Below are 25,371 nucleotides of genomic sequence, written 5' to 3'. Positions count from 1 at the left end.
TTTACTTGAATACAAAATTTACATATTTAATAATATTTCTATTATGTAGCATGCCAATGTTTGCCCAAACGGCAACTGTAAAGGGATATATACGTGACACTAAAAGAAAGCCTATTGAAGGCGTAAATATTACTTTTGCGAATTCCACAAGTGGAACAACTTCTAATAGCAAAGGTGAATACATAATTACCATCCCTGCAAAAGCTGAAATAATTTTAGAATTTAGCCATATTAGTTATAATGATTTCTACAAACGTGTAAAAATCCCTAGAAACAAAACATATCGTTTTTCTCCTATCCTTACCTTAAAAACAGAAGAAATTAACGAGGTAACTATTCAAGATAAAAGAAAAGCCGTTGAAGGTTTTACAACGATCAAAAAAGAAAAAGTAAAAAAACTACCTGGTGCTAATCCAGGTGTGGAAAATCTTTTAATGACCTTCGCTGGTGTTAGTAATAACAACGAATTGAGTACACAATACAATGTGCGAGGAGGTAACTTTGATGAAAATCTTGTTTATGTTAATGGAATTGAAATATACAGACCTTTTCTCGTTCGATCCGGGCAACAAGAAGGTCTAAGTTTTGTAAATACGGAAATGATCCAAAACATTAATTTCTCTGCAGGTGGATTTCAGGCTAAATACGGTGATAGACTATCGTCGGTTTTAGATATTACCTACAGAAAACCAACTAAAACAGCCACCACCATTGAACTTGATATGATGGGCGGAAGTGCTACATTTGAAGGTAGATTTGCTGAAAATAAACTTTCAACCATTACAAGCTTTAGATACAGAGATAATTCACTTCTAGTCAATACAAAGGACACAGAAACAAATTACAAACCACAATTTGCTGATGTGCAAACCTTTTTATCTTATAAATTATCAAAAAAATGGACCTTAGATTTTCTTGGTAATATATCGGTAAATAAATACAACTACCAACCGTTGACAAGAAGGACAACTTTTGGTACCATCACCAACCCTTTGGAATTAGTAGTCGTTTACCAAGGTAATGAAAACGACACCTTTAAAACCTATTTTGGTGCTTTAAATGCTACTTATAGACATGCCGACGACCTAAAATTAACAATTACCTCATCTATATACAATACACAAGAAGAAGAGTATTTTGATATTATAGGAGCCTATTCTCTTAATCAAACAAATGGAGATATAGATTCTCCTAATTTTGGTGAAACCGAATATAGTGAAGGAATTGGTGGACAAATAAACCACTCTAGAAATGAATTAGATGCCTTAATCCAGAACATTCAATTAAAACTTTCTACCAGAGAAGATGACAATTACTATGAACTAGGAATGAAGCTTCAAAAGGAAAATATAAGAGAAAGTATTAACGAGTGGGAAATTATTGACTCTACTGGTTTCTCTATCAGACCACTAGGAAATCAGGTTCCTAACAATCAACCTGCAGAACCTTATACAGGTCCGATTGAACCATATAGATCCATAAGAGCTTTAAACAATGTTACTATTAATAGATTATTTGCATATGCGCAATGGAGTAAACAATCTGAATGGAAAGAAAATCAAGTATGGTATAATTTTGGGGTACGTAGTCAATTTTGGAATGTAAACTCGGATAATTTCACATCCGAAACACAATTTACTTTTAGTCCAAGAGGACAATTTTCTATCAAACCTAATTGGGAAAAAGATATGCTATTTAGAGTTTCCGGAGGATGGTATCATCAACCCCCAATGTACAAGGAACTTAAAAACTATGAAGGACAAATTGTAAAAAATGTAAAGGCACAGCAATCTATTCATTTTGTAGTAGGAAACGAATACAGCTTTTTAATGTGGAACAGACCCTTTAAATTTACCACAGAGGCATACACCAAAAGACTAAGTGATGTTAACGCCTACTCTGTTGACAATGTAAGAATTAGATATAGAGCAGATAACGTAACTACAGCAAATGCTATTGGAATTGACTTTAGATTAAATGGTGAATTTGTGCCAGGAAATGAAAGTTGGATTAGCATGGGGCTTTTAAGTACCAAAGAAAATATTGATGGTAGAGGTGAAATTGCAAGACCAACAGATCAACGATTCAAACTCGGAATTTTATTTCAAGACTATGTACCAAGTGTACCAGATTTAAAAGTATACTTAAACATGGTGTACAATTCAGGTCTTCCTGGAGGATCACCTTCTTACAGTGACCCTTATGAATATCAATCTAGATTGCCTTCGTACAAACGTGCTGATGTTGGCTTCTCTTATATTATTGTAGACCAAAAGAAAACTTATAAAACTGGTTTTCTAAGTAGTTTCGAAGATTTAAACGTAGGAATTGAAATCTTTAATATTTTTGATATTCAGAATTCCAATACCAACACCTGGGTTAGAGACGCTTATACTAAGCAAGCATATGGTGTTCCTAATTACATGACCAGCAGAGTAATAAATGCTCGACTGGCCATGAAGTTTTAATATTATTCAGATAAAATTTGCTCCGCATGAGCTTTTGTTTTTACTTTTAAGATAACATCTTCTATAATTCCATTTTCATCAATTACAAAAGTAGTTCTGTGAATCCCATCATATTCACGCCCCATAAACTTTTTAGGTCCCCAAACCCCAAAAGCCTCAATCACTGATTTATCTTCATCAGCCAATAAAGGAAATGGCAATTCATGCTTATTGATCCAATTTTGCTGCCTTTTTGCCGAATCTGCGCTTACACCTAACACATCATAACCTTTGGCTAAAAATGTTTGATAGTTATCTCTCAAATCACTAGCTTCAGCGGTGCATCCCGGAGTGCTCGCTTTAGGATAAAAGAACAACACTAACTTTTTACCAGAGTAATCCTCTAATTTAACAGTGTTTCCTGTATTATCTAAAGCCTCAAAACTTGGGGCCTTATCCCCTATTTTTAATGTCGTCATAATCTTATTTGTCTTTGTTTTAAAGTACCGAAGTTATAAAGTAATAGGCACAAATACAAAACTTAAAACCCTAAACTTACTCTAAATTCTAAAGCGCTAAATCATGCATCATACAAGTATGTTTTGTATTTTTATCCTCTCAAATCAATCACATGACAAAGCAAGAAAAAGTTCAATTTGTAATAGATAAACTTGAAGAATTATATCCCGAAATTCCTATTCCATTAGATCATAAAGACCCTTATACTTTGTTGGTTGCTGTTTTACTCTCGGCACAATGTACGGATGTAAGGGTAAATAAAATCACGCCGCTTCTTTTTGCAAAAGCAGACAATCCGCATGACATGGTTAAAATGTCTGTTGATGAAATTAAAGAGATTATCAAACCTTGCGGCTTATCTCCAATGAAATCTAAAGGAATACATGGACTCTCGAAAATATTAATTGAAAAGCATAACGGAGAAGTTCCATCTAATTTTAAAGATTTAGAAGAACTACCTGCTGTTGGCCACAAAACGGCAAGTGTGGTACTTAGTCAGGCTTTTAACATTCCAGCTTTTGCGGTAGACACCCATATTCATCGCTTGATGTACCGCTGGAATCTAAGCAATGGAAAAAATGTTGTTCAAACCGAAAAGGATGCGAAAAGATTATTCCCAAAAGAACTTTGGAACGACTTACATTTACAAATCATTTGGTACGGACGAGACTACTCTCCTGCTCGTGGATGGAATCTTGAAAACGATATTATTACGAAAACAATTGGTAGAAAAACTGTTTTGGAAGCATATCACAAACAGAAAAAATCTTAATTTAATTCAGACAACCAGTCTTCCAATCTATCTTTCCAAGTTTCTAACCTACCTTTGTCTATCGCCATAGCAAAACCATGTCCTCCATATGGGTAAATATGCATCTCTGTTTTGACATGATGCTGCTTTAAACTCTGATACAACTGTAAACTATTCTCCACAGGAACTGCCTTATCATCTGATGAGTGCACTATAAATGTCTGAGGCGTTTCGGTGGTTACTTGCAACTCGTTTGAAAATTGTGTCATCAATTTTTTACTTGGCTTTTTACCAAGCAAAGAACTTCTTGATCCCTTATGAGTATAATCATCCTGCATGGTAACTACTGGATACACTAAAATCATAAAATCGGGTCTTGCAGAAACACTCTCTAAACTTGATTCTTTAAAATTATTGGGTGCGTTGAATTGAGTTCCCAAAGTAGAAGCTAAATGTCCTCCAGCAGAAAATCCCATAATTCCAATTTGATCTTTCTGTATTCCGTATTTTTCAGCATTTCTACGTACCAATCGCATCGCTCTTTGAGCATCTTGTAAGGGAGCTTCATACGATACTTTTACAGATGCAGAATTTGGCATTCTATATTTCAGAACAAAGGCAGTTACACCAAGAGAATTTAACCATTTCGCAATATCTGTTCCTTCCCAATCATAAGCTACACTATGATACCCCCCACCAGGACAAATAATAACAGCTTTTCCATTTTTATTTGGTTTCGCAGGTTCAAATACCTCAAGGGTCGGATTTTGAATTTGAGAAATCTTAAAAATACCGGATTTAGCAGTCGGATAGGTTTCAACCTCATCTGATTTTTTTGAATTAGGGATTCCCTCATTCCATAATGCAATTATATTTTCTTGACTTGATAAGTTTCCTATTTGCATCATACACATAACTAGTAACAAGCTAATCTTATTAAGCTTCAACATAAATATTATTTTTTCCAATTCTTTTTAATTTTCCCCTTTAACTTATAACCAAAAGCCAACTTAGCATTTAGATACCCAAAAATTACATCATCCCCTATATTATAGTCGGTAGTATAATAACCATTGGAAATGGCTAAGTTAACATAATACTGATCCGCATTATAACCTAACATCATAGACAAACCTAATTGATGAATAATGGGTTGTTTTGGCTGATACCCAGCATCATTGGTAGTCACATATTTACTCATCAAACCAATACCAGGTGCTGCATTTAAGGACAAAAAGAAATTATGAGGCAAAACAATTAGTGATGAAAACCCTACCATTACTCCCAATCCAGTTCCTTGAAACTTCTCCACTGGCTCCGTTAAAATAGCACCATCAGTTGGAATAGGAATAATTGACTCATCAGCACTTTGATTATTATATAAAAGAAAACCACCCAATCCTAATGAGAATGAAGATTTTTCCGCGGTTACTAATCCCGTTTTCATAGATGCAATAGAATATTCCGCTTCATGAAACATATACATATATCTAATAGCAGTTGACAAAGACCTGATATCCTCTCTAAACAAAGTTTCACCTGTTGATGCATCGTTTACTTCAAAACCTCTGTAGTGTTGAAAATAAAAATCAACCAAATGATTCTTTTTAAAAAATGACCATAAAATATCGTAGCGCTCTGTAGGATTTTCTTCAGAAGCCTTTAGATTAAAAGAAAAGTCTAGAATCAACTTTTTAGTACCAACCCCCAAACCAACTCCATAAGGATTATTAGGACGGTAAGTATACCTGTTTCCGGCAGGTCTTAAAATAAATTGCTGTTGCTTAAAACTACTCAAAGCACGTACAGACCAATTATTCAGGTCCCTATCAATCAATAAGGTATCTATGAATTTTGTTGTTTTAGAAAGATCAATAAACTTAGAATCTTCTTGACCAACCATAGGCTTGCAACCAAGTAATATTACCCAAAGTATGAAGATCAATTTTTTCATACTCGAAAGTAATTATTTTTTTTATTTTATCATTGCATTTTAAAAGGATTATAACTTAAACATCAGGGTATATCTTCTCTTTTCTCTTTAAAAAATTTTGCAACCAAAAAGCAGATTTTTTATAGGTTCTTTTTTGTGTTTCAAAATCATTAAAAATCAAACCAAACCGAGGCTTATATCCCTCACCCCATTCAAAATTATCAACTAAAGTCCATAAAAAAACGCCTTTCACGTTGATTCCCTTTTTAATCGCCTTATGAATTTTAGCGAATGTTTTTTTCATGTACTTAATTCGTTTTGGGTCTTTAATTTTACCATCAATTTTTTCATCATTCAAACAGACTCCAGCCTCAGTTATAAATATAGCATCTACTCCCTTATATTTGCTGAATTTTTTAATGGTTTTGTACAATCCTTTATGATAAATTTCCATCCCCATGGAGTTCATTTTCACATTTCTTTTACTTGCCGGCACTTCTTTCGCAAATAAAATGGGAGGTAATAAATTATACTTAGCAACAATTCTAAAATAATACTGAAGTCCGATAAAGTCAAAATCAAACTTCATTAATTTTTCGTCTCCTGGCTTAAAATACTTTTTGATTTTTTTCAACCCAATGAACTCCTTATATGGATACCCCAAACCCAGCAATGGTTCAATAAAAAACCTATTGAGCAAGGCATCTACCCTTTTTGCAGCTTTTATATTACTCCATAAATAATTTTTGGGTGTTACATGAGAACAAGAAAAAGTAGTCCCCACATAAGCCCCTTCAACATTTTCCCTAACAATACGACCTCCAATAGCTTGACAAAGTGTGGCATGATGTGCCGCCGGTAAAAAGCTTTTCAACCCCTTTTTACCTGGAGCGTGCTCTCCAGTAAAATAGCCCAAACCGATAAAACTCATCGGTTCATTCATCACCATCCAATTAGTAACTTTATCGCCATATTCTTTAGTACAAAAATCCACATAATACGAAAACCAATCTAAAATAGAACGACTCGTCCAGCCACCTTTGCCCTCTAGCGCTTGAGGTAAATCCCAATGATATAAAGTAACCCAAGGAGTGATTCCGTTGTCTAGACATGTATCAATCACTTTGTGATAAAAAGCAACACCTTTTAAATTTACCTCACCAGTTCCTTTTGGAAACAACCTTGACCAAGATAACGAGAATCGAAAAGAATCCAAATTTAAATCTTTAATCCTATTTATATCAGCCTCATAGTTATTATAAAAATCAATAGCTTTATTGGCATTTCCATTTTTAAATTTTTTATCATTCGTAAAGGTATCCCAAATAGAAATTCCTTTTCCATCCACATTATAAGCCCCTTCTGTTTGATAAGCCGCCGTAGCAACACCCCATACAAAATCATCAGAGAAATCAGATTTATTTAATTCTTTTTTAGCCATAAGATACAGCTCAAAATAATATTGACTTATTTTAAGTGCTACGCGAAACTATTTCAATCTCTCGAAAATAAAGTATCAATAGAGTTAAATAATTGTAAGTATGATATAAAGAATAGGTTACTTAAAAAGTGCAATAATTTGCTTAGATCTAAATTCAAAAATCCCTTTCAATTGCTTCTTTACAAAAAGTACATGGGCAATGTTTCCTAAAAAACCTAAAGGCAATTTATAAGAGACTTTATCTCCTAACCAACATGAATTTTCATCAATTTTCTCAAAAAAATGTTCATGATGCCACATCTTGTATGGTCCAAACCTTTGCTCATCTATGAAAAACATCCCTTTTTTAACCTGTGTAATCTCAGTTACCCAATTCAATCTAACTCCTGGTAATACACTCACTTTATAAGAAATAATCTGACCTGGATACGCCTTTTTAGGTTTTCCTGACGTTACTTGAAAATTCATTTCTTTAGGAGTTAGTTTCTCTAAATTATCTGGTGAACTAAAAAACTCCCATGCCTTATCAATAGAAATTGGTGCCTTTTGCCTTGACTCTAACGTAAAAATCCCAGAATGTTTTTTAAATGTAATACTCATTTATTAAAAGCGTTTAATTTTTCAAATAAAAATAAATTTCCAAACAGCATAGAAAAAGCATAACCAATATCTTCTATCGGAATACTTATCAATCGAATGCCTAGATTTTCTGAATTGTCATACCACACCACGGGTATTTCCGTAAACATACCTGTAAGAGCTCCATTTACTAGGAAAAACGGAACTAAAATTATCAAAAACGAAATATAAAATTTTTGCAATAATTGGATATTAAAGAACAAACCAATAGCCAACACAACAAACAAAAATGAGTAATTGACAGATGTGTAAGCCTTATGAGGATAACTGTACACCAAATACAAACACAACAATTTTAGAAATATAGTGAACCACCTTGTAAATTTTAATGACAGTTTAACCTCTGGAAATTTATAAAAAAATGCAAAATGCGTAAATAAACTACAAAAAGGAATTACAAAAAAGAACAACCATTCCTCTATGGGCATTTTAAGAAATTTAATTCCTAAACAATAATTTTCCTCAAACCCCCATATAGCATTTTCTGTAAATATAACATCCCAAATTAAAAAAACAACCGCAATTATCGAAGTCGATATTACAAAATGCCTCCATCTTTTAATAAAGTCAATTACAAAAACGGAAAACAATAAAGGGACACTTAAAGACCCCACCAACAAATAAAAATACAATGGAGTCATGGCACTTATATTTTGAAATATTTATTTGGTACATTGAGCATACCGAAACACTCACCATCTTCTTTCCCTAGGTGTTTATGATGTACTTTGTGAGCTTTCCTTAAACCAATCAGATATTTGTTTTTAGTTTTTTTAAACCATTTAAAACGTTGATGAATCAAAACATCATGCACCAAAAAGTAGGTGATCCCATAGAACAAAACCCCCAGACCAATAAAAAACTTATAATTCAATTCTGGATGCACTCCAAAATAAAATAAGGTGATACTTGGAATTGCGCCAATTACAAAAAACGCATCATTTTTCTCAAAAGCATGTTGATACCTTGGCTGATGATGATCTTCATGCAATACCCATAAAAAACCATGCATCACATACTTATGCGTTAACCAAGTTACAACTTCCATTGCTAGATATGTAAAAACGATAATCAAAAAATAAAAAATGTAAATCATATGGAAGTGTTGTTTTCAATAAAAGCTTGAAATTCTTTTGTTATATTATTATTCTGTATTTGTTTCTGAAGAAATAATTTATCCTGTTCAATATCATCTTTATACCCTAAAATAGAAGGTGTTTTTTCTTGTAACAATAAACGAACGTACCTTAAATGAACATTTTCAGGATTCTCCTTAATCAACAAAGCTAACTTCTTTTTCGTTTTGTTAAAAATTTTCAGCTTTGAAATTGGATTCATTGCATATTCAGCTTGCTTCATTTCAACAGCACAAACATAAGCTTGAACCATGACACTAGAATTATTAGAGAACTTTTTTAAAAAAGACTGTTCTTCTTGTTTTGTTCTTAGTTCATGAAAGTTTTTAATAATAACCTGATCTTCCGAAAAAAATACCGTAAAAAACAAACACATAAAAAAAATTTTCATTCTTACACGATATTAAACTGATATCTTACATAAGATTTAAATAACAAATAAGTTTTCAAACCATTGGAAACTCTAATTCTACTTTCAAGTAATGCCGTGGCTGGTGTATTGTCTATTTTTTTTAATAACCTTAAATAGTAACGATATGCAACATAAACTCCTAATCTTGCTTCCTTTGGTAATTTCTTTATCCCACTTAAAGCCTCTTCAAATTCAATTTCAATATCTCGAATAATATTTTCTTTATCTTCCTGTGTTAGTTTATTTGGATCTACATTAGGAAAATAAGTCCTACTTAACCCATCATAATCCGCCTTAAAATCTCTTAAAAAATTTACTTTTTGAAATGCCGACCCAAGCTTCATTGCTGGCTCAACTAGTTTCAAGTATTTTTCTTGATTTCCTTGAACAAAAATTTTCAAACACATCAAACCAACCACATCCGCAGAGCCATAGATATAGTCTTTTATCTCTTGATCTGTTGAATACACTTGTTTGGTTAGATCTGCTCTCATACTTTTTAAAAAAGCGTCTACAAGATCACGATCAATATCATATTCCTCAACTGTTCTTTGAAAAGCATTTATTACCGGATTTGAACTGATGCCATATACTCTAGCATAGTGATACTCATCTTCAAACCTATCTAACAACTGTTTTTGTTGATATCCATCAAAACTATCTACTATTTCATCTGCTACCCGCACAAAACCATAGACGTTATAAACCGCTTGCCTTATACTTGGTGCAAGTAACCTAACTGCAATTGAAAAAGAAGTACTGTACTTTTTCGTAATCATTACAGCTGTACTATCGGATACTTTATCGAATAATTCTTTCATTTACCTTCCTTTTTAAAAATCAATTCTGCCGCTATTTTACCAGATATCAAAGCCGGTGGTACTCCTGGTCCTGGAACCGTTAACTGTCCTGTAAAATACAAATTTTTTACTTTACTACTTTTAATTTTTGGTCTTAAAAATGCCGTTTGTGTTAAAGTATTCGCTAATCCGTAGGCATTCCCTTTATAGGAATTATAATCTTTCACAAAATCTTTTACACAATACGACTGCTTGAACAATACAGAATCTTTCACTTTTTGACCTGTTAATTTCTCTAATCTTTCAATTATTATATCAAAATACTCCTCTCTGTGTTCCTCAGTATCCACTAATCCCGCAGCTATTGGTATTAAAAAAGTTGCGGCCTCTTTTCCTTCTGGAGCAAAAGCATCGTCACTTATACTAGGAAAACTCGCGTAAAATAGTGGATCCTTTGGCCAAGCTGGTGTATCATATATATACTCTGCATGTGAGTCAAACTCTTCATCAAAAAACAACGTATGATGTGAAACATTTTCGATTTTTTTATCAAAACCAACATAAAACAACAACGAAGATGGAGCAAAGGTCTTTTTGTCCCAGTATTTTTCTGAGTACTGTCTATACTCTTTGCTTACTAATTTTTCAGTATGATGATAATCAGCACCACTCAAAACAATATCCGCTGGAACAAAAGTATCATTCACTACAATACCTTCAGCTATTCCCGCAGAATTAACTGCTATCTTATCAACCGCAGCATTTAATTTAAAACGTACCCCTAGTTCTATGGCCAGTTGAGCCATCCCATCTGCAACTTCAAACATCCCCCCTTTAGGATGCCAAGTTCCCAATCCAAAGTCGGCCCAATTCATAAAATTATACATAGCAGGCGTATTACCTGGTTTGGCTCCTAAAAACAATACTGGAAACTCAAGGATCTTTATAAGTCGTGGGTTGTTAAATCTTTTTTGAATTAATTTTCTGATATCAAAAAACAACTGATTTAACTTCGTTACAGTTTTCGGACTTATCAACTCCAAAGGCGAAACTCCCGGACGATATACCAAATCTTTCACCGCAACATTGTAATTACTCTCGGCTAATTTTAAAAATTCTTTCAGATATTTAGAACTTCCTTTCTCTTCCTTTTCAAATAATGAATATATTTTTTCTAAATCATCCCCAATTTTAACACTGTCTCCAATTCCAAAATACACCTCATAGGCTGGATTTAGTTTTTCTAGGGTATAATACTTCTCAGGAATTCGGTTAAAATCATTAAAAAACCGCTCAAAAACATCTGGCATCCAGTACCAAGTTGGCCCCATATCAAAAAGAAAACCATCTTTTTTATACTGCCGAGCTCTACCTCCTATTTGACTGTTTTTTTCGTAAACCTCAACATCATACCCGTCTTTAGCCAAATAACAAGCTGCCGACAATGATGAAAAACCAGATCCTAATATTTTTACTTTTTTCTTCATGTTTAACAAATATATAAATTAATTAAACAAATAAAAATATTTATTCAAAAAATGGTAATTCCTTAAAGCTATTAAAAAAATGAATTCTCTCCTTGAAATCCTCTTTTCCAGAAACCTCTTCCATCACCCTACCAACAATTAAACTAGAGCTGTTAGAGGATTTCAAAAACTCTGAATACTCAAACAAAAAGGCTTCTTTTTCTTCTCTCGTTCTTTCAACAACAAAAGAACAAATCCATTTTATAGACAAAAATTTTGTGTTTAGAGTCTCTAGATTAGAAAACGGTATTCCCCCTCCTAAGTAAACCGTTTTTTTACCTCTTTTTTTCAAACAATAATTTAAAAACAACAAACCTAAACTATGTAACTCTCCTACTGGCAAAAACAAAACATAGGTGTAATCATCATCAGAACTTTTTAAATCTATTTTTGCAGTATTTAAAACAATTTTCCCAATAATTAAGTTTGATATAAAATGCTCATGAGCTGGCTTGATAGCATCCGTTTGCCACAAAACACCAATATGATCTAACAAAGGAATATAAACTTTCACAAACAACTCTTCAAAATCCATAGACTTTGACAACTCATCATAAACTTCATCAAATTTCAGACTATCAAAAGCATACATTGCAAGAATCAGTTCATTAACATTATAACCAGGCTTAACCGATTCTAAACTTATTTTTCTGGCAGTCTCATGCAGCTCCGTTTCAGACAAAACAGACAATTTAGATATTTTATGCCCATTACTATATAAAATACTAACGTTTAAAAGTTTTTGTAAATCTCTTAAACTATACTTTCTAATATTCCTATTAAGTCTCTCTGGGTTTAATAAGTTATACCTTTTTTCCCAAATACGAATCGTATGGGCCTTGATACCACTCAGGGTTTCTAGGTCTTGAATCAAAAAGGAATCTTTAATTTTGTTCATCAAAAAATTGATTTATTTAAACAAAAATAAACAAATTTTATCAATTATAAAATAAATAAAAAAAATGGCGAATTGTAAGATCAATACTCACAACCAGAAGGGATATTTTTTACATAATAAGTTTTGTAATTCTTAGCATTTCTATCCATACAACCACAAAGATCAAGAAGCTCGATATTTTTAAAATCTACAGGACTACTTTCCGCTTGTAAGGCAATATAACCAGAATTTAAAACTTCTCCTTCTCTATTAGTCCAGTACTTTATGGAGTTTTCAATTCCGAACTTCTCCCAGTAATTTGGTTTTCTTTTTGAAAAATCCTCTATCTGAGGCAAATCAAACTCTAAAACAACTTCATCATTTATTTTAAAAATCATTGATTCTCCTCCTAAAACAATAGCCTCAACATGCACCCATTGATCCCCGTGATACGTTTTAGAAACAGATTTAATACAATGATCGTAATTCAAAGTATCTTGCATCATAACAACAGTTCCTGGCGTACAAACATTCCCTGTTGTTCTATCCTCATTCCCTAAGCCCCCCAATAACTGAAATTCAACTGAAAAAGGAAATGTTTGATTTTTCTCATTACTTTTTGCTGATTGAGAATGAAGCATCACACCACTATTTCTTACATTCCAAATAGAACCTCCTTCTATTTGATCTCCAACAAAGCGGTAATCAAATCGTAATCTATAATAAGAATAAGGTGTTTTGTAATACATATGACCAAAGTCTTTGTCAAAAACTTTGTAATTATCATAACTCACCCGAATCATGCTATCTTCAACAACAAAGGTGTTTTTATAATTTTCATTCAAATTCCTCTTCGTGAATTTTACATCCCAATTCTCTAAATCAACGCCATTAAATAAAGAAATCCACTCTTCTTTATTAGGGTCATATTTACTTTTTAAACCTTCTGAACATGCGTTCAAAAAAATCAAAATAACGATTGAGAAAAAAATGTATTTCATATCAAAACAATGTAGGTTGTGCATCTCCTTTATCTGTATCCGTATCTTCCGTCACCTCAAGATCATCCAATACAGGCGGCGTATATGGTTTAGGCTCTAATAAATTCACCGTTTTTATCTTATCCGTTGATAATTGATTTCCAATAGCCTTGATTCCTTTAACTGCAATAAACTCCTCAAAATCTACGATAATCGGATCGAGACTTCGTTTAGAAAACACAACCTCTGCATTGGGTCTATGATCTGTTGCTACGATTTCTAATTGTGATTTAGGGTGATCTGTTATAAACCTATCTTCTCTTTCAGGATGATCAATCATAAACCTTTTCACAAAGTACTTTTCCTTCTCCCCATCAAAATAAATAGCAGATACCGGCTTGTTCGGCTCCCATTTTTCCAGAACAATCATATCCTCTTCAAAATGATAATTTAAGGCTGGAGCAATTGTTTTTGCAATTCCTGATTGTGTAACAATTAACAACTTATCCTCTGCTGTAAACTCTCCCAACAACTCTCCTCTGTCATCAACATTTAATCTTTGTACTGTATCATCAAACCATATCTTTCTAGGTTTCAAAGTAGATTTACCCGCCGATTTAAACTCAATTTTTCTGATAGGTAATTTTGTTATCAAATTACCCTTTGACGAACGACCTTTGATTAACAAATCTGAAAAGTCAATATCCCATTTCAATTTTTTAACACTTCCTACAGCTCTCAGGTTTACCGAAACCACCTCAGCTTCACCATTAGGATTTGCAGAAAAATAATGCAACATAGAACCTTTGTTCCCATTTGTTAAATCATACTCCTTATCTCTAGTAATACTTGTGACGTTAAAACGTTTCATATAGCTAGGACCAGACTTCCCATCTCTATACATCAAGTTATAAACTGTTCTTTTATCTCCTTTTTTAAATACCGCTAAATGAATAATCCCTTTACCCACAAAAGTTTTAGAGGCTACTTTGGTAATCATCATTGTCCCGTTATTTCGAAAAACGATAATATCATCAATATCAGAACAATCCGCCACGAATTCATCTTTACGCAACGAAGTCCCAATAAACCCCTCTTCTTTATTTACATATATCTTTGTGTTGCTCAACGCAACTTTAGATGCTACAATATCATCAAATATTCTAATCTCAGTTTTACGCTCTTTACCTTTTCCGTACGTATCTTTTAAATGTTTAAAATAATCAATGGCAAAATCAACCAAATTCTCAAGCTTATTTTTTACTTCGGCTATTTTATCCTCCAAAGCCTCAATAAACTGTTTCGCCTTATCTATATCAAATTTTGATATCTTTTTAATTCGAATCTCTGTAAGCCTAAGAATATCTTCAGTAGTAACCGCACGTTTTAAATGAGTTGTATAAGGTTTCAATCCTAAGTCAATGGCCTCAATTACTCCATCCCAGGTAGCCACTTCTTCAATATCACGATATATTCTGTTTTCGATAAATATTCTTTCTAACGAAGCGAAATGCCATTGCTCATTCAATTCCCCCAACTGAATCTCGAGCTCTTTCTTCAGCAAGGCAACCGTTCTATCCGTTGAGCGCTTCAATTGCTCTGATACTCCGATAAATAAAGGCTTATGATCTTCAATAATACAACTCAAAGGCGAAATCGAAGTTTCACAGTTTGTAAAAGCATACAAAGCATCAATTGTTTTATCCGGAGAAACGTTTGGCGGCAAGTGAATTAAAATCTCAACCTTAGCAGCTGTATTATCCTCAATACGTTTAATTTTTATCTTTCCTTTGTCATTCGCTTTCAAAATAGAATCGATCAAAGACGAAGTAGTAGTTGCAAATGGAATTTCTGTTATAGCTAGTGTTTTTTTATCTACCTGAGCAATCCTTGCTCTAACCCTAACCTTACCTCCTCTTTTTCCATCATTATAGTTTGTGAAATCAGCGATACCTCCTGTTAAAAAGTCGGGCACAATTTTAAAACTCCTACCCTTCAAGTATTTAATCGATGCGTCTATCAACTCTAAAAAGTTATGTGGCAATACCTTTGTAGACAACCCTACTGCAATTCCTTCTGCTCCTTGAGCCAACAATAATGGAAACTTTACAGGCAGATGGATGGGTTCTTTTCTTCTACCATCATAAGAAGCTTGCCAATGCGTAGTTTTTGGATTAAAGAGAACTTCTAAAGCAAATTTTGATAATCTTGCCTCAATATACCTTGATGCTGCGGCGCGGTCTCCAGTCAGGATATTCCCCCAGTTTCCTTGCATATCTATCAGCAATTCTTTTTGACCAAGTTGAACCATAGCATCTGCAATAGAAGCATCTCCATGGGGATGGTACTGCATAGTATGCCCTACTAAGTTTGCTACCTTATTATAACGCCCATCATCCAAGTCTTTCATAGACTGCATAATCCTACGTTGCACCGGCTTAAAACCATCATCAAGCGCAGGAACGGCTCTCTCCAAAATAACATAAGAAGCATAATCCAAAAACCACTCCTTATACATCCCGGTTACCTTGGTAATCGTTTCTTGACTCTGATTCTCTTGTGATTCGTTTAATTGCTCTTCGTTTTCTTCCTGCATATTTTTCCTTAAATTTATTTTTTAAACTTTCCTTTCAACATAGGTCTTTGTGAAACTTCATGATAACATACCACACCATTAGCTAAATAATGAAACACCATACTTTTTCGTGAGTTTTCAGTTTTCATGACCATTTCTCCACCGTGTAACAAATTAGCATGCCAAATCAAAACATCTCCTTTTTTTGCTAAAAACACCTTTTTCTTTAACCTTTTTTTTTCTACAACTCCAGCAATCATATTCTCATAATCCGAATAATCATTATTCCCGAGCATATATTTAGTTCCTTCGTTATTAAAATCTCTATTCATCATATAAGGCAATTTATGGGAACCTGGGTAATAAAAAAGAGGACCATCATCAATTGAAACATCTTGCAATGCTACCCATGCAGCTATCAAATTCCCCTTGGGAAAAGTTGACATATGGATAGAATCAGCGTGCGCCTTTTGTTGACTCCCCTTTAAAAAATTTATTGTCTGAAATAACACTAACTCTCTATTTAATAAAATCTCTAAAATATCCTTGAGTTTTCTGTTCCCAAAATCATTGATCATCTTAGAAACTCGATTTGCAAACATTATCTTTCTAGAAGCATACCTAAACTTTACAACTCCCGAAGCCAACAAACTATCAATTTCTGCATTAATTCCATCTACTTCTTTCTCTGAAAAAAAACTTTTCAAGATAACATAACCATCATCTGACCAAGTTAAAAGAGAATTTTGAATATCACTTGGCAAAGCCGAAAACCTTACATCTTGAGAAAGAAGTTCTTTAGAATTACCTCGATCATATGGATTTAAATCTTCCTTTAATCCAATAAAATCCTGACTAGACAAGGATGAAAAATACTTTTTTTTCAGACCATATTTCTGAAACAATGGAATATTATGTTTTAAATACTTCCTATTAAAAAAATTATACAACTCATAACTAAGTTTATATTTTTTGTATTTTGTATACATTCAGAATTAATTTAGGTATGGATTTTCTAAATTTCGTTTTACTCCCTTTTTATTCAAATTCATTCTAATAGGATGATCTAGAACCTGAAAAAAATAAATTTGCTTCAACCATTTGGCTCTAGAAAAAACCCTTGAATTCTCTAAAAAATCATGATGCTCAATTTTACGAAAATCCTGAGATGAATTAAACTCCTTAATTGCCAACAATTCACCACAATAGCTATTATGATTAGGCTCCATAATATCATCAAAATAGAGATATGTTAAAGGTAAAAATTTATTAGAATCTTTTGACTTTAACACCTCAAATGCTTTCACTGTAGATGAGTAATAATCTAAATCAAAAGAAATAAATCCTATTGGAGCATCCGCAGTTATTTTAGCGGCTAACTTAGGAATTGTATTTTCTACATCTCCTAAAATCAATTCAACTTTATCTGGTAATTTATTTTTCAGCAATGTTATATCCATTTCAAAATCGCCTTCTTGATAATATTCAGGATGATCTAAATGTGACTCTGGCTTTGGCATTCCTTTTCCTGAATCCATTCCATAAACAATAAACTTGACCCCGGTATCCCTAGATACCCTATCCGCAATCTTCGATAAATTCATTAGTCCTGCTCCACTAGCTACACCAAACTCAATAACACTTATCGAATCTAAATCATTAGATTTCGCATAATCAGCAGCTTTCAAAAGAGAATATGCATGATGAGGCCTAACAATTAGATCAAATTTAATTTTCATCCTTAAACTCCCAAAAACATATACAAATAAAGAAATTATATTTAAGTGCAAGGGTTCCGTAAAACGTTCTAAAAAGATTCTACTTAACACTCTTTTATCACGCAATTTTCTCAAAACAAATCCCATATTATTCCTCTACAACATCTAATTCAACTTTCAGATTTTCAATAATGAATTTCTGTCTATCAGGAGTGTTTTTACCCATATAAAATTCAAGCATTTTTTCTATCGGCATTTCCTTATCTAACATCACTGGGTCCAAACGAATATTTTCTCCAATAAAGTGAACAAATTCATTTGGAGAAATCTCACCCAATCCTTTAAATCGTGTAATTTCAGGTTTCCCAGCTAATTTATCTATTGCGTTTCTTCTTTCCTCCTCCGAATAACAATAGATAGTCTCTTTTTTATTTCTAACCCTAAACAAAGGAGTTTCCAAAATAAACAAATGCCCTTCTCTAATCACTTCAGGAAAAAATTGTAAAAAGAAAGTAATCAACAACAAACGTATGTGCATACCATCTACATCGGCATCGGTTGCGATTACAATATTGTTATATCTCAAATCATCTAAGCCTTCTTCAATATTTAATGCAGCTTGCAATAAGTTGAACTCCTCATTTTCATACACTACCTTTTTACTCATCCCATAAGAATTCAAAGGCTTTCCTTTTAGACTAAATACTGCTTGTGTGTTCACATTTCTAGATTTAGTAATGGAACCACTCGCCGAATCTCCCTCAGTAATAAACAAGGTAGTATCTAATCTATTGTCTTTTTTAAGATCTCCTAAATGAACTCTGCAATCTCTTAATTTTTTATTATGAAGATTGGCTTTTTTCGCTCTTTCCCTTGCTAGTTTACGAACGCCAGACAATTCTTTACGCTCTCTCTCCGCTTGTAGAATCTTTCGTTGAATTTGATCTGCAGTTTCAGGATTCTTATGCAGGTAATTATCTAACTGTGTTTTAACAAAGTCATTGATAAATGTTCTAACGGTTGGTAACCCACCGCCCATTTCCGTCGATCCTAATTTCGTTTTTGTTTGACTTTCAAAAACAGGCTCCATTACTTTGATACTTATTCCAGAAACAATAGACTTCCTAACATCTGAAGCTTCAAAACTTTTACCAAAAAATTCACGAACTGTTTTCACCACAGCTTCTCTAAAAGCAACTTGATGCGTACCTCCTTGTGTTGTATGCTGTCCATTTACAAAGGAATGGTACTCCTCTGAATATTGGGTTTTACTATGAGTCATTGCTACCTCAATATCATCTCCTTTCAGATGGATTACAGGGTACGCCATATCCTCAGAGTTCATATTCTCTTCCAACAAATCTTTCAAACCGTTTTCAGAAAAATATTTTTCTCCATTAAAAATAATCGTCAAACCAGTGTTTAAATACACATAGTTTTTGATCATTTTTATCACATACTCATTTCTAAATTTATAATTTGCAAAAATACTCGGATCAGGTGTAAAAGAAACTCGAGTTCCTTTCCTTTGACTTGAACTCTCAGGTTCTCCTTTTGTAATCAACTCTCCTTTTTCAAACTCTGCAAATACTGTTTGTCCATCTCTAATTGACTGAACTCTAAAATTTGAAGATAACGCGTTCACAGCCTTGGTACCAACACCATTCAATCCTACAGATTTTTTAAACGCTTTTGAATCATATTTACCACCAGTATTCATTTTAGAAACCACATCAACTACCTTCCCTAAAGGAATTCCCCTACCATAATCTCTCACGGTAACATTGGTGTTTCTGACCGAAATCTCAATCGTCTTACCAGCATTCATAACAAATTCATCAATTGAGTTGTCTAAAACTTCCTTGATCAAAATATAAATACCATCATCTTGCGAAGTACCATCCCCCAATTTACCGATATACATACCAGGTCGCATTCTGATATGCTCCTTCCAGTCAAGTGATCGTATATTATCTTCTGTATAAGTAGTTTCTGCCATAATTATCTCCGTGATACTAAGTTGATTCCATTTTACCGCTAAAAAACAGTTGGTACGTTGTGAACCTTGCTAAAATAGAGATTTAGCCTAAAAATAAAAAGAAGAATAAAAATAATTATGAACAAGTTTTTAAACGACTACTTAGCCCCCACTATAATTTAAAGTAAACAACAAAATTTCATTCATTAATCTAAATAACCCACCGCTAAAAACCTGCTGCTTTTTTAATTCGTTTAGGAAACTTTTTTATTGGCCGAATTTGAATCCCCTTTACATAAGCCTCTGCTCCTTCGGATTGAATTTGCAATTGTCCTTTATCTAACTTTATATTATCGTGAGTCAAAGCTCCTGTAAGCGCAAACGTTACCGTACCATTTGTAACATGAACCGCACTATCTTCAATAACATACAAGTCAATTCTCGTCCAAGCTCCATGCACACTTTCGGTATCATACATTCTTTTTCCTCCACTTTTAACAAGATCAGCATTCGGATCCCAACGGTTATACTTATTTACATGTACTTTTGCTTTGGTCCCTGCTAAAGTATACAAATCACCAAAATCCCCTTCTTGAATTTGAGACTCTAAACAACGCTTCCAAACATTCCAAAAAGCACCATGTGCACCGTAGCAATGGTACAACAATCCGTTGTCTCTTTTTTTATTTATTCTTGGAGCATATTTTTTATCTCCCCATTTAAAAAGCATTGTTAAATGATAGTTCTGATAAACTTGTTTTGAAGTTAGTCCTGCATATACCAAACCTGAAATCTGTAGTATCAGCTCTCCATTTTCATCCTCAAAAACTTTAAAAACCTCTAGGGAATTATCTAAACCTATTGGCTCTACAGGAATCCCGCTCTCAGGTATTTTATAAGTACTAGGCAAGTCAAGAACAGACTTATGTGGCACCCCGGTCCACACCTCCCAGAGGCTCAAATCTTTATCCAGAAGAGACGTCCAATCTTTGGACTTTACCAAAACGGAAGGTCCTTTTTGCTTATCAATAACCCCTTCCTTTTGAGCCTGAATAGAATTTACACACAAAATAAAGACCAAGCACACAACTTTTGAAACAAATGTTTTCATATTTAAGATTTTTATTATTCAGTCATTGAAACAAGAAATCGATATTATGAAATTCCAAACACCAAGCTGTTCATTATTTCTCAAACCTTTATTCGAACAAATCAAGATGTCATAAACCCTATTTAATTTTCCATACATAGTTTCTTATATTTCTATTAAATTGTGTATTTTTGGCGCTTAATTTTCAATATACAAAAATGTCGTTATCAAGTTTAAATGCTATTTCACCAATTGACGGTAGATATAGAGGAAAAGTAGAATCATTAGCAGGATATTATTCGGAGGAAGCTTTGATTAAATATAGAGTTAAAGTTGAAATTGAATATTTTATTGCTCTTTGTGAAATTCCTTTACCACAATTAGAAAACTTTGATACATCAGTATTTCCTGCTTTAAGAGAAATCTATACTTCTTTTAGCAGTGATGACGCATTGAAAATTAAAGAAATTGAAAGTGTTACCAATCATGATGTAAAAGCTGTAGAATATTTCATCAAAGAAAAATTTGATGCTTTAAATCTTCAAGCTTTTAAAGAGTTTATCCATTTTGGATTGACTTCTCAGGATATAAACAACACTGCTATTCCCTTATCAATCAAAGATTCTTTAGAGGAAGTTTATTATCCTTCATTAGATGAATTGACAGCTAAATTAGCGGATTTATCTGAAGAATGGGAAGATATTCCTATGTTGGCACGTACACACGGACAACCTGCTTCTCCTACTAGACTAGGTAAAGAATTGTTTGTATTTGTTGAGCGTGTAAACCAACAAGTATTGCATTTACAACACACACCTCATGCTGCTAAATTTGGTGGCGCTACAGGAAACTACAATGCACATAAAGTAGCCTATCCTAATATTGACTGGAAAGCTTTTGGAACACATTTTGTAGAAGATATTTTAGAACTACACCACTCATTCCCAACAACTCAAATTGAACACTATGACCATATGGCAGGTGTTTTTGATGCAATGAAACGTATCAATAATGTTATTATGGATTTAGACAGAGATATTTGGACTTATATTTCTAGTAATTACTTCAAACAAAAAATCAAAAAAGGAGAAGTTGGTTCCTCTGCAATGCCGCATAAAGTGAATCCTATTGACTTTGAAAATTCAGAAGGAAATATCGGAATTGCAAATGCTTTATTTGAGCACCTAGCTGCTAAATTGCCTGTTTCTCGTTTGCAACGTGACTTAACAGATTCAACAGTTCTTAGAAATGTTGGAGTTCCTTTTGGACATACTTTAATTGCTTTTGCTTCTACCTTAAAAGGTTTAAACAAATTATTATTAAATAAAGAAGCTTTCGAACAAGACCTAGAGAATAATTGGGCCGTAGTTGCTGAGGCTATCCAAACAATTTTAAGAAGAGAGGCGTATCCAAACCCGTACGAAGCATTAAAAGGTTTGACTAGAACCAATTCTGTTATTAATCAAAAGTCAATTGCAGACTTTATTGACACTTTAGAAGTTTCCGATGCTATTAAAGATGAATTAAAAGTTATCACTCCAAGTAATTATACTGGGATCTAAATATTTATTTTATTATGTAATCCTCATAATAAAGCTAAAAAAACAATACCTACAAAAAAGTACCCTGAACTAGCTGACGGGTACTTTTTTTATTTAATTTTAAAGCATGTTACAAAAAATTGCTATTAGTATTATGATTGTTGGGATTGTCATTGCCTGCAGTCACAAACAAAACAAAAACTCTTATTCTTTTGAATCAGGTCACTTTAGATCTTACCTAGAAAACAAGAGAGATAGTTCAAGTTTTTACAGGGTAGACAACCTACAAATTGAAACCTACAAAAACAAAATAGACACTTTTAATATCATATGGAAAAACAAGTTTGAATTCCATTTGAAAAAAGTAAACCCAAAATCAAAACTAGACAGTACAAATTTCGTGGTGAAAATCACTAAAATAAAAAACAATGCCTACGATTTTGAAGCCGGCTACGAAAACAATAATTTCAAGCAAAAAGGTAGCACCATAAAAATATCTCAATAAACTTTCAAACTAACAACAACTTAACTTCATGGAAATTTTTTCACAAGTAGACACCTGGGTAGCTTTACTAACTTTAACATTTTTAGAAATCGTATTAGGAATCGATAATATAATTTTCATTTCTATTGCAACAGGAAAATTACCAAAACACCAACAAAAAAAAGCAACCAATATAGGTCTGCTATTAGCAATGGTTTTCAGAGTTATTCTTTTACTAGGAGTCTCTTACTTGATTGCCATGAAAGACCCGATTATCACAATTGAAACTTCCTGGTTAAACACACATGTTTCTGGTCAAAGTATTATTTTATTTCTTGGAGGACTCTTTTTATTATACAAAAGCACCAGTGAAATCAGACATAAAGTTGAAGGAGCTGAAGAAACTCAAAACAACGAACACAAGCCAACCTCAACCATGTCCAAGACCATACTACAAATTGTTTTGATTGATATAGTATTTTCTTTCGATTCTGTGTTAACTGCTGTAGGAATGACCAACGGTACCAACGGGGCTTTGTATATTATGATTACAGCAGTCGTTGTATCAATGGCCATCATGATGCTTTTTGCAAATCCAGTTGGAAAATTTGTAAATGCACACCCTACGATACAAATGCTTGCATTATCATTTTTAATTTTAATTGGTTTTATGTTGATTACGGAAGGTGCCCATCTTGCTCATACAACTGTTTTTGACCAAGAAATTGGAGCCATTCCAAAAGGATATCTATATTTTGCAATTGCCTTCTCTTTAGGTGTAGAGGCTTTGAATATGAAAATTAGAAAAAAAAGAAATTAAAAAAAGGAATGCTTAACGGCATTCCTTTTTTAATTACGCTATTTTCTTCGAATAAAATAAAAAACAATAAACTTGCATTTACCATGCTCTAGAGAATATGCAACTACAGGAATAGATAAAATAGTATCAATCCTTATTTTGTTTAAGGCTTAGTTTTAATAATTCAATACAACCAATTGAATTATTAATTAACTAAACTTAAATCCATGAAGAAAAAACATTCTTTTTTCAACAAGAAATTTGATGTGTTTCAAAAAAACACGTCCATTGTAAAACGAAGTGCTCAAACACTTTTATTATTCTGTGTCACCACTCTTTCAGCACAAAATATTGGCTCTATAGGAACCCAATCAGGAAATGTAGAAGGAACAAACATTACTTTTTTTAAAAATAAAATAATCGTTAATACCACTCGAGTCCTTACTCCTAGTAATGCTACAACATCATTTATCAATTCCGAAATCACAAGAATATCTAATCTTGGAGGCGGTGTTTTAAGATTTACAGCTCCAAATGGTACTAACACAACCTACACACTTGGTGAGATAAAATTAAAATCGAATATCCGAATTGAAGTAGAAGACAATGTTATTTTCAAAATTGACAAAAGCGGAAACAACCATACTTTATTCAATTTGGGAAGAAACACAAGAACAAATCAAGCAAAAATTGAAAACATTGAAATTATTGGTGCAGGAGAAAAACAAAACCAATGGTTTACCATCGATGTTCGAAATTTTGGAATTCTAGAAAAAGCAGCCCCTTTTAAAGTTGGCTACGTAAAAAACTTTGCCTTATCACGTTTTTTTGTAAAAGACAACTTCACCAACATCCCTTCTGAGTTTATGGTGGCGGATAGTAAATACATAAGTGCATCTGAAGGGTATGACCTAAATACCTTTGGACGAATCCCCGAATTTGGAGTCGTAAAATCTGCCAAAGCAACAAATATTGCAACAGGCTATGCCTTAGTTCAATTATTCAGTGGTAGAAACATCATGTTAGAAAAACTTTTTGGAAAAAAAGGAATTACTGTACGCCTTGAACCAGGAAGCGGAAAAGGAAATGATGACCTAAACAAAGTAACAAATCGAAGAACAGGAAATATTGCCAACATAAGACTTGTTAACATTTCAAATAATGATGGTTTCACTTCATTATTCCTAAAACCACATGCTAAATTGTGCGAAAACGTGACTGCTATTAATATTCGTGCAAAAAACAGTCTTTCCTCTTTATATGTTGCAGCAGCCACACTTACACCCAAAAGCAGAAGGGGAAATTTTAAAAACACCTCCATTAAAAACATTTCTTTCAAACAAGACAAAAAAAATCAAGAGGGCGTTTATTTAGCTGACACAGGTTTAGAAGGTCTAAGTTTTGCGCTTCCTACGTACCGAACACTCCTACAAAATAAAAGAAATAACACCTCACCTAAACCTCCTATTTTAACTTTAGTCGAAAAAGATGCCAGTCAACAAAGATGGACGACTTACCCAATTGCTGCAGTAATTATGACCTCTGCATTCTCTAAAACCTCAACTGGAAACCTAAATCAAGGTAGATACAAAGTTTCAATTCCAAATGAAGCTGAAATAAAAACATCAGGCTTCTTTGAAGGCAAAAAAGTGGTCTACAGAAACGAAGCTATTAACCTTGTTGATAGTACTCCTAATACTGATTTAATAAACAAATAATAACACT

Annotated in this window: 23 protein-coding genes; 6 read left to right on the top strand and 17 right to left on the bottom strand. The window is 33.2% G+C overall.

The window, feature by feature from the left end:
- The first annotated feature begins 5 nt into the window (after positions 1–5).
- Entirely contained in the window at positions 6–2,468 is a 2,463-nt protein-coding gene (locus AC2DZ0_RS01100) for a TonB-dependent receptor (RefSeq protein WP_484643154.1), read from the top strand.
- Between the two features lie 2 nt (positions 2,469–2,470).
- Here the strand turns inward: AC2DZ0_RS01100 and bcp are convergent, their stop codons facing one another.
- Complete coding sequence (gene bcp / locus AC2DZ0_RS01095) at positions 2,471–2,926, bottom strand: thioredoxin-dependent thiol peroxidase (protein WP_484643153.1); 456 nt, start codon at positions 2,924–2,926, stop codon at positions 2,471–2,473.
- 152 nt (positions 2,927–3,078) lie between these two features.
- Between bcp and nth the strand changes: the two genes are divergently transcribed.
- Positions 3,079–3,738: an endonuclease III gene (nth, locus tag AC2DZ0_RS01090; protein ID WP_484643151.1), complete on the top strand. Its 660-nt coding sequence runs from the start codon at positions 3,079–3,081 to the stop codon at positions 3,736–3,738.
- Here nth and AC2DZ0_RS01085 read toward each other — a convergent pair.
- The 16 genes from AC2DZ0_RS01085 to AC2DZ0_RS01010 form a co-directional block, all read right to left on the bottom strand.
- Positions 3,735–4,667 carry an alpha/beta hydrolase gene (locus tag AC2DZ0_RS01085; RefSeq protein WP_484643149.1) on the bottom strand — a complete coding sequence of 311 codons (933 nt, stop codon included), beginning with the start codon at positions 4,665–4,667 and terminating at the stop codon, positions 3,735–3,737. The two genes, nth and AC2DZ0_RS01085, sit on opposite strands and share 4 nt — an antisense overlap.
- Positions 4,668–4,672: 5 nt before the next feature.
- On the bottom strand, positions 4,673–5,671 hold the full coding sequence (locus AC2DZ0_RS01080; RefSeq protein WP_484643147.1) for a DUF4421 family protein: 999 nt from the start codon (positions 5,669–5,671) through the stop codon (positions 4,673–4,675).
- A gap of 55 nt (positions 5,672–5,726) precedes the next feature.
- Positions 5,727–7,091 carry a GH1 family beta-glucosidase gene (locus AC2DZ0_RS01075; protein WP_484643146.1) on the bottom strand — a complete coding sequence of 455 codons (1,365 nt, stop codon included), beginning with the start codon at positions 7,089–7,091 and terminating at the stop codon, positions 5,727–5,729.
- Between the two features lie 117 nt (positions 7,092–7,208).
- Positions 7,209–7,691 (bottom strand): SRPBCC family protein, encoded by a 483-nt coding sequence (locus AC2DZ0_RS01070; RefSeq protein WP_484643144.1) that lies wholly within the window; start codon positions 7,689–7,691, stop codon positions 7,209–7,211.
- On the bottom strand, positions 7,688–8,371 hold the full coding sequence (locus AC2DZ0_RS01065; RefSeq protein ID WP_484643143.1) for a lycopene cyclase domain-containing protein: 684 nt from the start codon (positions 8,369–8,371) through the stop codon (positions 7,688–7,690). Before AC2DZ0_RS01065 ends, AC2DZ0_RS01070 begins: the two co-directional genes overlap by 4 nt.
- Positions 8,372–8,376: 5 nt before the next feature.
- On the bottom strand, positions 8,377–8,826 hold the full coding sequence (locus tag AC2DZ0_RS01060; RefSeq protein ID WP_484643141.1) for a sterol desaturase family protein: 450 nt from the start codon (positions 8,824–8,826) through the stop codon (positions 8,377–8,379).
- On the bottom strand, positions 8,823–9,257 hold the full coding sequence (locus tag AC2DZ0_RS01055; RefSeq protein ID WP_484643140.1) for a hypothetical protein: 435 nt from the start codon (positions 9,255–9,257) through the stop codon (positions 8,823–8,825). Before AC2DZ0_RS01055 ends, AC2DZ0_RS01060 begins: the two co-directional genes overlap by 4 nt.
- Positions 9,258–9,259: 2 nt before the next feature.
- Positions 9,260–10,099, bottom strand: coding sequence for a phytoene/squalene synthase family protein (locus AC2DZ0_RS01050; RefSeq protein WP_484643138.1), 840 nt, complete (start codon positions 10,097–10,099; stop codon positions 9,260–9,262).
- Complete coding sequence (locus tag AC2DZ0_RS01045; protein WP_484643137.1) at positions 10,096–11,565, bottom strand: phytoene desaturase family protein; 1,470 nt, start codon at positions 11,563–11,565, stop codon at positions 10,096–10,098. Before AC2DZ0_RS01045 ends, AC2DZ0_RS01050 begins: the two co-directional genes overlap by 4 nt.
- Positions 11,566–11,605: 40 nt before the next feature.
- Positions 11,606–12,502 (bottom strand): MerR family transcriptional regulator, encoded by an 897-nt coding sequence (locus AC2DZ0_RS01040; protein WP_484643136.1) that lies wholly within the window; start codon positions 12,500–12,502, stop codon positions 11,606–11,608.
- Between the two features lie 80 nt (positions 12,503–12,582).
- Positions 12,583–13,482 carry a 3-keto-disaccharide hydrolase gene (locus tag AC2DZ0_RS01035; RefSeq protein ID WP_484643134.1) on the bottom strand — a complete coding sequence of 300 codons (900 nt, stop codon included), beginning with the start codon at positions 13,480–13,482 and terminating at the stop codon, positions 12,583–12,585.
- A 1-nt stretch (position 13,483) separates the two neighbouring features.
- Positions 13,484–16,057, bottom strand: a complete 2,574-nt coding sequence (locus AC2DZ0_RS01030) for a DNA gyrase/topoisomerase IV subunit A (RefSeq protein ID WP_484643132.1) — start codon at positions 16,055–16,057, stop codon at positions 13,484–13,486.
- A 14-nt stretch (positions 16,058–16,071) separates the two neighbouring features.
- Positions 16,072–17,025 (bottom strand): phytanoyl-CoA dioxygenase family protein, encoded by a 954-nt coding sequence (locus tag AC2DZ0_RS01025; RefSeq protein ID WP_484643130.1) that lies wholly within the window; start codon positions 17,023–17,025, stop codon positions 16,072–16,074.
- Between the two features lie 6 nt (positions 17,026–17,031).
- Positions 17,032–17,775 (bottom strand): hypothetical protein, encoded by a 744-nt coding sequence (locus AC2DZ0_RS01020; RefSeq protein ID WP_484643129.1) that lies wholly within the window; start codon positions 17,773–17,775, stop codon positions 17,032–17,034.
- A 127-nt stretch (positions 17,776–17,902) separates the two neighbouring features.
- Positions 17,903–19,753, bottom strand: coding sequence for a DNA topoisomerase IV subunit B (locus AC2DZ0_RS01015; RefSeq protein ID WP_484643128.1), 1,851 nt, complete (start codon positions 19,751–19,753; stop codon positions 17,903–17,905).
- 205 nt (positions 19,754–19,958) lie between these two features.
- On the bottom strand, positions 19,959–20,843 hold the full coding sequence (locus AC2DZ0_RS01010) for a 3-keto-disaccharide hydrolase (protein ID WP_484643126.1): 885 nt from the start codon (positions 20,841–20,843) through the stop codon (positions 19,959–19,961).
- A 197-nt stretch (positions 20,844–21,040) separates the two neighbouring features.
- Between AC2DZ0_RS01010 and purB the strand changes: the two genes are divergently transcribed.
- The 4 genes from purB (at position 21,041) to AC2DZ0_RS00990 (ending at position 25,364) form a co-directional block, all read left to right on the top strand.
- The gene (purB, locus tag AC2DZ0_RS01005; RefSeq protein WP_484643125.1) at positions 21,041–22,384 is read left to right on the top strand and encodes an adenylosuccinate lyase; all 1,344 of its coding nucleotides are present in this window, start codon (positions 21,041–21,043) and stop codon (positions 22,382–22,384) included.
- A 106-nt stretch (positions 22,385–22,490) separates the two neighbouring features.
- On the top strand, positions 22,491–22,868 hold the full coding sequence (locus tag AC2DZ0_RS01000) for a hypothetical protein (RefSeq protein WP_484643124.1): 378 nt from the start codon (positions 22,491–22,493) through the stop codon (positions 22,866–22,868).
- Positions 22,869–22,896: 28 nt separating this feature from the next.
- Entirely contained in the window at positions 22,897–23,667 is a 771-nt protein-coding gene (locus tag AC2DZ0_RS00995; protein WP_484491171.1) for a TerC family protein, read from the top strand.
- A gap of 206 nt (positions 23,668–23,873) precedes the next feature.
- Positions 23,874–25,364 carry a hypothetical protein gene (locus AC2DZ0_RS00990; protein ID WP_484643123.1) on the top strand — a complete coding sequence of 497 codons (1,491 nt, stop codon included), beginning with the start codon at positions 23,874–23,876 and terminating at the stop codon, positions 25,362–25,364.
- Positions 25,365–25,371: the final 7 nt, after the last annotated feature.

The organism is Flavicella sp. IMCC45668 (assembly GCF_057219105.1).
Note: the sequence above shows the minus strand (reverse complement) of the source record. Positions and strands in the feature narration are given on the sequence as shown.